This is a genomic window from Curtanaerobium respiraculi (assembly GCF_024609215.1).
GTDB classification, from domain to species: domain Bacteria; phylum Actinomycetota; class Coriobacteriia; order Coriobacteriales; family Eggerthellaceae; genus Curtanaerobium; species Curtanaerobium respiraculi.
Map to the genome: position 1 here is coordinate 21,678 of NZ_JANIPD030000009.1, position 11,584 is coordinate 33,261.

At 55.7% G+C, this 11,584-nt stretch carries 11 protein-coding genes and 1 pseudogene; 1 reads left to right on the top strand and 11 read right to left on the bottom strand.

Annotated features, from left to right (window positions below; all coding sequences use genetic code 11):
- Positions 1 to 210: 210 nt before the first annotated feature.
- Both NOV21_RS04110 and NOV21_RS04115 read right to left on the bottom strand, forming a co-directional pair.
- On the bottom strand, positions 211 to 1,623 hold the full coding sequence (locus tag NOV21_RS04110; RefSeq protein ID WP_283171556.1) for an MFS transporter: 1,413 nt from the start codon (positions 1,621 to 1,623) through the stop codon (positions 211 to 213).
- 76 nt (positions 1,624 to 1,699) lie between these two features.
- Entirely contained in the window at positions 1,700 to 2,251 is a 552-nt protein-coding gene (locus tag NOV21_RS04115) for a hypothetical protein (protein WP_283171557.1), read from the bottom strand.
- Between NOV21_RS04115 and NOV21_RS04120 the strand changes: the two genes are divergently transcribed.
- Positions 2,231 to 3,139, top strand: coding sequence for a LysR family transcriptional regulator (locus NOV21_RS04120; protein WP_283171558.1), 909 nt, complete (start codon positions 2,231 to 2,233; stop codon positions 3,137 to 3,139). The genes NOV21_RS04115 and NOV21_RS04120 overlap by 21 nt on opposite strands.
- A 12-nt stretch (positions 3,140 to 3,151) precedes the next feature.
- Here NOV21_RS04120 and NOV21_RS04125 read toward each other — a convergent pair whose 3' ends face one another.
- The 9 genes and pseudogenes from NOV21_RS04125 to NOV21_RS04165 form a co-directional block, all read right to left on the bottom strand.
- Positions 3,152 to 3,517, bottom strand: a complete 366-nt coding sequence (locus tag NOV21_RS04125) for a hypothetical protein (protein ID WP_283171559.1) — start codon at positions 3,515 to 3,517, stop codon at positions 3,152 to 3,154.
- Complete coding sequence (locus tag NOV21_RS04130) at positions 3,517 to 4,377, bottom strand: ABC transporter ATP-binding protein (RefSeq protein ID WP_283171560.1); 861 nt, start codon at positions 4,375 to 4,377, stop codon at positions 3,517 to 3,519. The genes NOV21_RS04125 and NOV21_RS04130 overlap by 1 nt, the downstream gene beginning before the upstream one ends.
- Positions 4,378 to 4,398: 21 nt before the next feature.
- Positions 4,399 to 6,453 carry an alkaline phosphatase family protein gene (locus tag NOV21_RS04135; RefSeq protein WP_283171561.1) on the bottom strand — a complete coding sequence of 685 codons (2,055 nt, stop codon included), beginning with the start codon at positions 6,451 to 6,453 and terminating at the stop codon, positions 4,399 to 4,401.
- Positions 6,454 to 6,833: 380 nt separating this feature from the next.
- Positions 6,834 to 7,646, bottom strand: coding sequence for a phosphate ABC transporter ATP-binding protein PstB (pstB, locus tag NOV21_RS04140; protein WP_283171562.1), 813 nt, complete (start codon positions 7,644 to 7,646; stop codon positions 6,834 to 6,836).
- Positions 7,643 to 8,506: a phosphate ABC transporter permease PstA gene (gene pstA / locus NOV21_RS04145; protein ID WP_283171563.1), complete on the bottom strand. Its 864-nt coding sequence runs from the start codon at positions 8,504 to 8,506 to the stop codon at positions 7,643 to 7,645. Before pstA ends, pstB begins: the two co-directional genes overlap by 4 nt.
- Position 8,507: 1 nt before the next feature.
- Positions 8,508 to 9,353, bottom strand: a complete 846-nt coding sequence (gene pstC / locus NOV21_RS04150) for a phosphate ABC transporter permease subunit PstC (protein ID WP_283171564.1) — start codon at positions 9,351 to 9,353, stop codon at positions 8,508 to 8,510.
- A 93-nt stretch (positions 9,354 to 9,446) separates the two neighbouring features.
- Entirely contained in the window at positions 9,447 to 10,307 is an 861-nt protein-coding gene (locus NOV21_RS04155) for a phosphate ABC transporter substrate-binding protein (protein ID WP_283171565.1), read from the bottom strand.
- A gap of 362 nt (positions 10,308 to 10,669) precedes the next feature.
- Positions 10,670 to 11,062 (bottom strand): winged helix-turn-helix domain-containing protein, encoded by a 393-nt coding sequence (locus tag NOV21_RS04160; protein ID WP_346428552.1) that lies wholly within the window; start codon positions 11,060 to 11,062, stop codon positions 10,670 to 10,672.
- Positions 11,054 to 11,254 (bottom strand): annotated as a pseudogene (locus NOV21_RS04165) (response regulator); the annotation flags it as partial. The pseudogene NOV21_RS04165 and the gene NOV21_RS04160, both read right to left, overlap by 9 nt.
- Positions 11,255 to 11,584: the final 330 nt, after the last annotated feature.

Below are 11,584 nucleotides of genomic sequence, written 5' to 3' on the forward strand. Positions count from 1 at the left end.
CCCCTCCGCAGGCCCTGCGCGGTGAGGTGCCGCGCAGGGCCTGCGGAGGGGGTCGGCGCGGATGAGTCCGATTCAATTCGATGTGCGTTTAGCTCTTCCGGCCGCGCCTGGAACCAGTTAACCAAAAACCCTCCCGGCCGTAGGCGGGGAGGGTCCGTTCAGACTCCCTAGAAGCGCTGATTAATTGGGCTTCCGCTAGCTCGAAGATGGCTACTCGTTCGCCAGCGCCTCGGCCTCCTCTTCAAGCTCCTCAAGCGACTTTTGCGCTGAGTTAATGCCGAACAGCAACGCGAACAAAGCCGGGATGAAGTACCACAGCGCGTTCACGATATTGACGCCCAGATACCCGCTGGCAAGATAGGTTGCCGGAACGGTAAGGGTTACGGGTACGGCCACAAGACGAGCAGAACCGAATACCAAGCCGGTGGCGTTGGAACGGATCTTGGTCGGGAAGCTCTCCGCCAAATACGTCCACATAAGCGTCATGGTGCCGCCAGAGAACAAAGCGCGCAGGATGCCGAGCACAACCAGGAAGATCGTGATGAGGATAGAGCCGTTCACAGCGTAGGCATCAGCCATCGGACCAGTCACGATGCCGGTGATAACGCAGGTGACACCAGCGATGCATGCCATGATGATGATCGGTATCCTACGACCGCCCTTATCGGAGAAGAACGAGACGGCGACATCGCCGAGGGGGGTTCCGATAACGCCGAATGCACTGATGATAAGCACGATGCTGTACGGCAGCCCCAGATCGACCATGAAGGTCACGCCATAGCTCGCCAGGTAGAAAACACCGAGCGTCGCGCCCCATGAAAGGACTGTGACTACAATGGTCTGCTTACGCAGGGACGAGCCGAACATCATCTTGATGGTCTTGCCCATGGAAACGGTTTTCTCCTCGGTGAACCTCGAGGCCTGAACGCTCAGATCGCAGGGCTGTTCGGTGCATTCGGAAACGATCGCTTCTGCCTCGTCGACACGCCCGCGCATAACCAGCCATCGCAGAGACTCCCTCAACCATTTGAGACCGATCGGAAGTATGATGATGCCGATGCAGCCGACGAGAAAACATGCACGCCATCCGCCATCTCCCAAAGTATCGAGCATTGCGGTCGTGAATAGGGCGCCGAACGGAATGCCCAGCGTACCACAGGAGATGGAAAGCGCCTGATATTTGCCGCGTGAAGTGGAGGGAAGCATCTCGGACATGTAGACCATTGCTACGGTAACCATGCCGAGCGTTCCAAAACCGGTAAGGAAGCGGCACAGCATGAACACCGCAAAACTTGACGTCACGGTGTTTATGAACGAGGCGATCGAGAACATCGTGACCAGAATGAGCAACGAGTTTTTACGGCCGAGCTTCGTACCCATCCAACCACCGAGAAAGCCACCCAGGCACATGCCCAGAAACGTCAGCGAGTTCATTTGGGCGATCTGGTCAAGCGTAAAGTTCAGTGTGGTCATAATCGCCGGAGTAATGTAGCCGAACATCTGCATGTTCATCTGATCGAAGAAGTAACACACCGCCGCAATCCACAGGAAATGCTTGTGCGGCTTGCTCAGCTTCACCATCCCGTCGAAATAATTGTTACCATTTGCTGCATTCTCTTCCATAAACAATCTCTCCAATCGTCAGTCTTATCTCTGATATTTCCGCTTTCGCTTAAACAAAAACTCGTTCCATCACGCGCTACCACACATGCATGGCAAAGCCCTGCAGCACCAATAAGGTGGCGAACGCTATGAATAGAAAAGAGATCACAATCAAAACGGCCAACCGTTTTCGATACACCGCGCACGGATTAAACAAGCACTTCTTGGTTTGGTCGTTATAAACAATGAGGTAATCGCGTTTTTCCCGAACTGCCGCACTTTCCTCCAGCGTTGCGTGTGCCGAACATCTTATGGGCGTGCCATTCAAGAAAAACGAGAAGAACAGCTCGTGACAATCGCCTTGTTCTACGATCTTGGTTACCGTCGCCTTCACGTGGTAGCCCTCCGGCCGCCGCACATTTTCGAGATGCTGGACGTAAAAGACCCCGCCAAGGGCGGCAGCGCCCAACAGATAGCTGATTGCGCACAATCCGATGTAAACCGACAAACAGTCCACCCCCTTCTCATCGTTTTCCCTTGAAATACCTCCTCGCTCTTGATGTAAAATGGAACGGATTTTTACCATTTCACTGCAGTCGGATGCATTTTCGCGAGAACCGAGCACCCCATGAACGTTGAACAACTTCAATACATATGCGCTGTCGCAGAATGCGACTCCATCACCGCTGCGGCGAAAAAGCTCTACGTCACGCAGCAGACCATCAGCAAGGCTGTTGCTAAGCTTGAGCGGGAACTCGGCGTTCAGTTGCTCAACCGAGATCGCAAAGGCATCTCGCTTACCGAAAGCGGCGAGCTGTTCGTGCTGAAGGCCAACAAGATTCTCGTCGAGCTCGAAGACCTGTACTCAATCAACCCGCTTTTATGCGACGACGAAGATTTTTGCGGCGCAGCGACGATATACTGCTCGAACTACTTCACCTACCGCGTGGCGCCGAAGTTCATAACATATTTCTCCGATCGCTATCCCAACGTCCAATTGCATTTTGTCGAGCTCCCCGCAAAAGATGCTCTCTCCCTTTTGCTTGAAAAGGACCGCCTGGGCTTTATCACCACCATTGAAGATTTTCCATCTGTATCGCAAACGGCAGGCGGCATCGCTCAGTTCAAGACCATCACGGTCTACGACGACCAAATCATGCTGCTTTGCTGCACCAGCCATCCACTTGCTCAACAGGATCAGGTGGACCTCAAAGATCTCGCCGATTACGCCTTGCTGCTTAGCTCTAACCCCGGAATCGAGGATTTTTTCGCCAAGCAATACAAGATGAAGCTCAACGTGCTCATGTACTCAGCCAACATGCTTTCAAGTATCGAAGTCATTCGCGCCGGTTCGGGTATCGGACTGATTACCCACAGCACCATAGCCAATTCAAACCTGCCCAACGATGTGGCGATCATTCCTATCGCTCAGAAACCTTCGGCTAAGAGTCACTTCGTATACCTCAAAAACCATGAGCTCACGCCCTTGGAACGGGAAGTGGTCAAGCAATCTTCGCGCATCCTGTCGAACTTCTGATCAACGCACCGTTTAATGCTCGTCTTGGTAATCGAAGTTGCAGACGGCTTGTTTCCTGACGCCCTCGCTATCGAGCACCTCGAGCTTGCGTAGGCACCAGCCCAACATTTCGGAGACCTTCGCAACGTTCATCTGGAAATTGCGTTCGCCCTCTTCCATCTCAGTGAAGTAATCGAACTCGACGCTTCGTACGAAATCCTTCGCCAAGCGATATACTTCAGCCTCAGCCCCGTACTCGATTCGACCGCAGGTCGGGCAGAACATCTCCACACCTTGACCGCCATACTTGTTATAGATGACGATCCTCGCCTCGAGCTTACCGCCGCACATCTTGCAAACGCAGTGCTCGCTTCGTTTCACGATGTCCTGTGCATCCATTACTCGATCACCTCGCCAAAAACCCTCTTCCCTTCTTGTTCGCAACCGAGGTCGAGACTGATGAAGAAATGATTGTCAGTCCAGACCGTCTGAGCTTTTACACCGAAGAAATCGGTGAGCACCTCATCGGTGAACACATCGTGCAAATCTCCGCTCATCACGATCTTCCCTTGCTTCATGAGCGCCACCTTGTTGAAAAACGGCAGTATCTCCTCGGTATGATGCGTCACGTACACAATCGCCACATGCCTCTGCTCGGCCATGTTCTGCACATCATGCAGGAAAGTCTCACGTCCTATGAGGTCCAATCCGCTGCACGGCTCATCGAGCAGCAAAACCTCCGGATCGCTCATCAGAGCGCGAGCTATGAGCGCGCGCTGCTGTTGGCCGCGTGAGAGCTGATCGTAGGGATAGCGCAGCTTGCGCTCAATACCCAACGAACGTCCGAGGGCCTTCATTTTTCGAACGTCCCCATCGGTTATCTCGCCATGTATGCCCAGCGTTCCGAACTTGCCGGCGAGCACGATGTCTTCGACCGACTCGGTATGAAGATAACGCCCAAAGAACGAGCTGCTCACAAATCCGATGCGCTGGCGCAGCTCAATGAAGTTCTCCTCATCAACCTCCCGATCGAACAGCGAAACCGAACCGGAATTGCCCGATTGGTAGGCGGCGAGCATACTCAGCAAAGTCGTCTTCCCACAGCCGTTCGCCCCGAAAAGAACCCAATTCTCGCCCTTTTCGATTGTCCAGTCGACGTTGTCGACAAGGTAAAAGCTGCCTTTCTTCAGGCTCAGGCATTCGGCCTTGATCAAACTCATTAGCACACCTCGCTGAACGGTTGGCGTGCTGGACAGCACGCCAACCGCGTTTTTTTGCTTTTACTCCAAAGCCTGATAGATGATTCCGCCTTCGACCTCATGAGGCATTCGGTTGTCTGCGAGGTGGCAGAACGTTGGCACGATATCGACGTTGCGAATCGGCCGCTTGATGACCTCGCCCTTCTTGATGCCGCCGCCGGAGAGGACGCACAGGCATGCCAATGAATAGCCCTCGTTGGTCACGTACTGCAGGCTGTTGCCATGCTCCATGCCGAAATCCTTGGTAAGCTGGAAGAAGATGTCGCCGCAGTGCTCACCGCCCATGCCGATGGTTTCCATCTCCTCACGGGTCATAGCAAAGGCGACAACCCGTTTTCCGGTCTTGGGATCGCGGTAATTGTACAGATCGGAGATAATCTGCTGGACCAAGTCATCGTAGTCTTCCGGCTCCACAATACCTTCGGGATCGCGGCCTTTGAGGTTGATGTAAATGTGGCTGGTGCGGTGGTTGATCGCACGGGTCTTTGTCCAATCGATCTGATACATGCCCTCGATGCCCGGCACTGGAAGGGTGACGGTGTAGCCAAGATCCTCCATGACGCCGGCGTTGATTCCCGAAAGCTCACCGATGCCCGGATTCTCACAGCCCTCGGAGCGCGGAATCGCCGCATGGTCGGAAACGACCGCAACGGTGGTATTCTCATCCATATACTTCAATACGGTGCCCAGGTACTTATCGTTGATCTCGTAGCACCAGTCGATCAGGTCTCGGTTGTATTCCCAGTTTTCGGGATCGCGGCCCGGAGTGGCGAACTCTATGAAGTGATGGTTGACCAAGTCGATGCTGTGCAGATGGATGTAGAACAGCTGCCAGTCGGGATTGGAGTCGAGCAGGTACTCGGTGGCACGCATATGCCAGTCGTTGATCATATCGAAGCTCTCGAGCTCCATGCGGTCGCCAAGTTCGGTGTGACGGTTGACGGTGGCAAAGTAGCACATCGGGCCAACCGCTTCCATCAACTCGGGAAGCACGCTCTTAGGCTGGCAGTACTTGTCATCTTGGGTGTTCATTACGTGGGAAATGTAGAAGTGGCCTTCGGTGCCGTCTTCATTCATATCCATGTTGCGCAGGTAGTAGGCTACACGCACATCGTTGTCGTTGATGTTGAACGTATCGAAGATGGGGGCGGACCACTCCCCGACCTTCACTTGGCCGAGCGGGCGATCGTCGCGCTTGCTGCGATACAGGGTGAGCGTGTCATAGCCCTCACCAGTGAACAGCGCGTAGCGTCGATGCAGGTTGTTGTTCATCGTAACGACAGCTTCTTTGGCGCCTTCGGGAATAGCGAAGGACCAGCCATCGGCATCCTTGATGGGCGAGAACAAACGATCGGTGGAGTCGTCGTTGACGGCTTCTTCGGCAGAAAGGCCCTTGATGACGAAACCAGGGCTTTCAAGAGGCATATCGGCAGCGAAGTGCCCTCCGGACATGGCAGCGAGCAAGTCATCTTTGCTCATTTCGGCAGGCATGTCTGCGGGCTTTGCGGTTTCCTGCTTGCTAAACTCTTCGACCTGGTCATTAAAGACGATGCAGTCATTTGAGCTCTGGCTTACCACATGTGGGACATCTCTTACAGAAGTGTACTCGGACTTGACGTGAACGATCTTTTGGAATTGCACCGAGCTGCGCAGGAACGGAACCACGCCGGTGCCGTCAATGAAGATGTTATTGGTGTTCTCCTGGCGGGGCGGCCAAGCCTCGCAGTAGTTGAGCATGATGCACTTCTTATTCTCATCCTCGAACGCTTCCCAGATGAGCTCCGATTCGATGCGACGGGAATCCCAGTTGAGCTCGGTGATACCGAGCGACTTGCCCAACGTGTGGTTCAAAAAGCAGGTGACTCCATGGGTGCGAGGATAGTTCCCCGTTGCCAGCGTCGCCCAGTTCGGCGGGGTGATGGTGGGCAGAACGCCCATCATATCGAGGCCTTCCCGAGCCGCACCTTGCTCGATTAGCTTCGCCATGTTCGGCATGCGACCCTCGGCAACCAACCGTTTGACCACAGCGGGGTCGGCTCCGTCGAGGCCGATCAACATGACCCTCTTTTTACTCATGTTCTTCCTCCTTTTCGTCCTGAGTGAATATCGAAGTCAGATATCCATCTCTTCATCCATTATGGAAGGGGGGGTGCGAAAAGGAGAAACAACCAGGTGCACCAAAGCACAGGCACGATACAACCAATAATTGTGCATGGCAGCTTGTGCTGCCGGAATGCATATGGTACGTGCTTTTCCAGATAGCATCTTCTGCTCTATAGGGTCTATTCTACGGGACTTCCACCGAATGCAAAACACGATAAGGGACGAGCAACGCGTCCCTTATCGTGCATCTTGGTAGCGGGCGCACATGCGATAATCGTGCGCGGCAACCATTGTAGAATAGACGATAGGAAGATCTCCTACCTCTTTGCGAGTCGTTTCTGCAACGAACCGCCCTATCCGAATCGTCCCGAGACGTAATCGGCGGTTCTCTGGTCTTGCGGTTCGTTGAAAAGCTGTTTCGTCGGAGCGAATTCTATCAGCCCTCCTAAGAGGAAAAACGCCGCTTGATCGGAGACGCGCACGGCTTGCTGCATATTATGGGTAACCATCACCACCGTGTAGTTCCGCTTGAGTTCTCCCACCAGCTCTTCGATTTGGGCAGTGGAAATGGGATCGAGCGCACTGGTGGACTCGTCCATCAGCAGCACCTTAGGCTCCACGGCCAAGGCGCGGGCTATGCACAGGCGCTGCTGCTGGCCGCCGGAAAGCCCCAGCGCGCTCTTCTTCAGCCTGTCCTTCGCCTCTTCCCAAAGCGCCGCCCTGCGAAGCGATCGCTCGACGATGATGTCGAGCTCATCGCGCTTTTTCACGCCGTGTATCCGAGGACCGTACGCGACGTTGTCGTAGATGCTCATGGGAAATGGATTGGCCTTCTGGAATACCATGCCGACATCTTTTCGCAATGCCGTCACATCGACCTTGGGCGCGTAAATATCCAGATCGCCGAAGAGGATCTCTCCCTTGATGCGCACGGACTCAACAAGATCCTGCATCCTGTTGAGGCATTTGATGAACGTCGATTTTCCGCAACCCGAGGGCCCTATAAGCGCGGTGATCTGATTTGCCGGTATCTCCAAGCTCACATCATGCAGCGCTTGGTTTTTCCCATACCAGAGATTCAGGTTTCGGATGGTGAACGCATTGTTCGAAAAGTCCGACCCCTCCACCGGATTGCTTTCGTCTTCTTGCTCTGCCGAAGCGATCATGAGCGGTTTCCTCTCTCTCCGAGTTTTGCAGCGCTCAGGCTTGCCGTGATGTTCAGGGTCAGAGTGAGCGCCATGAGTATCGTGGCTATGCCGAAGGCCACATTGAGTTCTCCTCGCTCGGTCGCGTACACGTAGAGCGCGACCGTAAGCGTTGCCGACGACGATTGCAAAGCGGTCATGAAGCTGTTGAGGATAAGCCCGAAACCCGCCGTGTAGAGCAAAGCCGCAGACTCTCCGACAATGCGCCCGATCGCCAGTATGCAACCGGTCACGATGCCGTCGATCGCATTGGGGATCACCACGGTGCGCACCATATGCCATTTGCCGCTCCCCAGTGCCAGCGCGCCCTCGCGGTAGGCGTAGGGAACGGTCTTGAGACTTTCGAGCGTGTTGGAGATGATGGTGGGCAACACCATGACGACGAGCGTCAATCCGCCGGCAAGCACACCCGCCTGAAATCCGATAAACTGGATGAAGAACAACATGCCGACCAAGCCGAAGATGACGGAGGGGATTCCCGTAAGCGTCTCCACGGCGAACCCGACGAGGCGCGTGAACCTGTGATTCGTCGCGTATTCATTAAGATAGACCGCGGCGCATACGCCGAGGGGAACGGCGATGACCATTGCGACGAGGACGATGTAGAGCGTGTTCAGGATATTCGGCAGAATGCCGATGGTATCGTGAACGTAGCTGGACTGCGTCGTGAGGAACTCCGCCGTGACGAAGGGAACGCCACGATAGAAGATGTACCCGATGATCGCCATCAACAGCATGCAGGTCAGCGCGCCCCCGGCGTAGACCGCGATCTTCAGCGCGTTGCACCGAACGATTCTGGATCGTGACCCGTTCGTCTGCATGCTAGTCCTCCTTCCTGCGGGTGATCACGTTAAGTAGCATGTTAACGAGGACGATGAGGACAAAGAGGACGAGGCCGATGGAAAATAGCGCTTCGCGGTGGAGACTCCCCCAACTCGCGTATGACATTTCGCTGACGATGGCCGTTGTCAGGAAGCGCACCGAACCAAGCAGCTCGGGCATGTTCGCCACGTTGCCCGCCACCATGATGATGGCCATCGCCTCACCAACCGCACGTCCGACACCTTGAATGATTGCCGTGGCGATCCCGCTTCGAGCGGCTCGCATACTCACTTTGAAGTACGTTTCGGTCCTCGTTGCCCCAAGCGCCAGCAATCCTTCCTCGTATTCCTTGGGAACCGCATCGAGAGCCGTCGCCGACACGTTGACTATGTACGGCAATATCATCACCGCAAGCACGACTATCGCCGCCAGCAAGGTTGCGCCGCTCGAAAGCCCGAATGCCGATTGGATCGCCGGAACAAGCACGATCATGCCGACCAAACCGTAGACTACGGAAGGTATGCCCGCGAGAAGCTCTACGGCGCTTCGTATGATGTATCCGCTTCTACACCCTGCGTATTTGCTCAAGAATACGGCGGTGCAAATACCTAAAGGCAAGCTCACCAGCAAGGCTCCCAGGGTTCCGTATAAACTCGTGATGATAAAGGGCAAGATGCCGAGCTGCCCCTTGCCCGGAATCCAAATCTGGCCGAGCAAAAAGTCAATCGGGCCGATCTCGAAGATCGCGGGCATGCCGGATGCAATCAGATACGCGGTGATGCCAACAACGAAAACCACGGAAAGCATCCCGCAAGCGAAGAAGATAGCGTGAAAGAACTTGTCCACGGGGCTCTTGGAAGTTTTCATGCAATTCCTTTCGGGTGAAAACATGCGCATGCGCCCGCATTGAAGCGAGGCGCATGCGTCCACTAGACCGTTTTAGAACAGGGGAACCGCGCCGGCTTCGCGGATGAGATCAGCCGTTTCGGGACTCGTAGCGAAGTCAACGAAAGCCTGGGCCTGAGGAGACAGCTGAGCGCCTTCCTTGAGGACGAGGATGAAGGGACGCTGGATAGCGTACGATCCGTCTTTGACCGTGCTCTCGGAGCACGCGACGCCGTTGACGGTAAGCGCGGTTACGCCTTTTTTGCCTTCAACCGACGAGAGAGATGCGTAGCCGATGGCGTTCTTCGAGCTGGATACCGCGGTGATCACGGCACCCGTGGACGTGAGCTCCTGGTCGAGCTTGCAAGCATCCTTGGTTCCCGTGATGGACTCGAACCCGTCGCGCGTACCGGAGCCGCTCTCGCGACCGATGCAGCTGATCTCAATGTCATTGCCGCCGACCTGGCTGAAGTTGGTGATCTTGCCGGAGAAGATATCGCTCACTTGCTCTAAGGTCAGATCCTCCACGCCGCTTTCCGGGTTCACGATGACGGCAATGCCGTCAAGCGCTACTTTGACAGAGGTGAGCCCGGTCTCCCCGTCCTTCAGGCTGCGGGAAGCCAGCCCGATGTCTGCTGAGCCATTCCCCGCACACTCGATTCCCGTGCCCGAGCCCGTCGCATCATATGAAACGGTAACCCCGGGGTTTTCCTGCATGAGCGCCTCGGCAAGGGAGCCGATCACTTTCTCCATCGACGTCGACCCGTTCATGGACACGGTGCCGGAAAGAGCCGACCCGCTTGACGGGCTGTCGTTGCCCGAATCTCCGGAGCCGCCGCATCCTACAAGCGCGAACGCGAGAACGGCAACGGCAACCATGGAGATCAATGCCTTAAACGTCCTTGAGCCTTTCATTAAACTTCCTTTCAGATGATCTGTTCGATTTGCGACGGACCCCATCGAGACCGCACAATGGTATTGAACAGCCGGTATGAAAAGGAAGCGAAAAGCGCGGGAAAGGAAACCGACATGATTCTGTCAGGATCTTGCAAAGCGGAGGCGACCCTTTTGAGCCTGCGGCATTGCGCAAGTCGGCGCCCGTCGCTGGAATCTTCCAGAGACGTGGAAAGCTCCGAGGCTTGGAGCAAGAGGAACCCTTCAGCCTCGTGCTCGTAGGCAAGGAAGCCCACCGCGGCGGCGATCACGGAAGCGAGCGGCTACCAGGCTCAGCGAGAAAACAAGCGCGAACGTCCTGCCCGCGAGCGTTCTCGTCCCGCTCATCCATGCTCCTCGCACTTTACGCGATACCCGACGCCGCGAACCGTCTTCACGATGTCGCCAGAGCCAGGGCAGGCATCGTTGAGCTTGTGGCGTAATGTCTGGATATGGGTGTCAACCGTACGCGTCTCGCCCACGTAGGTAATATCCCATATGTCTTCGAGGAGCTGGGCGCGCGTGAAGGCGCGCCCTTGATCTTTCATCAACTTGAGCAAAAGCTCGAACTCCTTCAAGGTCAGCTCCACGCCGACGTTTCCAACCGATGCTTCTCGGGTAAGCGGGTTGATCGAAATCGGCCCGCACGTGTAAACGGCGTCTTCCGAACTCGAGACACCGTCGCGGTGAGATGCCCTGCGCAGCAATGCGTTGCAACGGCTCACGAGCTCCATCATCCCGAAGGGCTTTGCAAGGTAGTCGTCCGCTCCGGCATCGAGCCCGATCACCTTGTCGTACTCCGTCCCTTTCGCCGTAAGCATCATCACCGGTACATCGCGCGTTTTGGCGTCCTCACAGATACGCGCGAGCACCGTCAGTCCGTCGGTGCCGGGCAGCATGATGTCGAGCAAGACGAGGTCTGGCACACGCTGGGCAAGTGCCGCGAAAAACGGGCAATGTCATTAACTTAAGCGAGTGACATGCAAGCCGGCATCGCTTAGAACAAGCCCCCGCGGCGGTTGATTCGCCGCGGGGGCTTTTTCTGTTCGCCCGGTTTTCGTCCGCTGGGGGCGGTGGGTGTTTTTGCCATGGCTCCGCCGCGGATTGCCGTGCGGCTGCACTCAGAAGACCCGTTTGTGCGTGTTGCTGTAGCGATTCGCGTAGTTGTGATCCACCCCGTCGCGGGGATAGGCCCTCTCGCGGCGGATCGGGACGAGGCAGGCGCTCAGCTCCTCCACGATCCGCGCCATGATGGCGTC

Excerpts from the sequence above, each read along its gene's own strand:
- NOV21_RS04110 (WP_283171556.1), bottom strand. The coding sequence starts at position 1,623 with ATGGAAGAGAATGCAGCAAATGGTAACAATTATTTCGACGGGATGGTG.
- NOV21_RS04120 (WP_283171558.1), top strand. The coding sequence starts at position 2,231 with ATGAACGTTGAACAACTTCAATACATATGCGCTGTCGCAGAATGCGAC.
- NOV21_RS04125 (WP_283171559.1), bottom strand. The coding sequence starts at position 3,517 with ATGGATGCACAGGACATCGTGAAACGAAGCGAGCACTGCGTTTGCAAG.
- NOV21_RS04135 (WP_283171561.1), bottom strand. The coding sequence starts at position 6,453 with ATGAGTAAAAAGAGGGTCATGTTGATCGGCCTCGACGGAGCCGACCCC.
- pstB (WP_283171562.1), bottom strand. The coding sequence starts at position 7,646 with ATGATCGCTTCGGCAGAGCAAGAAGACGAAAGCAATCCGGTGGAGGGG.
- pstA (WP_283171563.1), bottom strand. The coding sequence starts at position 8,506 with ATGCAGACGAACGGGTCACGATCCAGAATCGTTCGGTGCAACGCGCTG.
- NOV21_RS04155 (WP_283171565.1), bottom strand. The coding sequence starts at position 10,307 with ATGAAAGGCTCAAGGACGTTTAAGGCATTGATCTCCATGGTTGCCGTT.
- NOV21_RS04160 (WP_346428552.1), bottom strand. The coding sequence starts at position 11,062 with ATGATGGAGCTCGTGAGCCGTTGCAACGCATTGCTGCGCAGGGCATCT.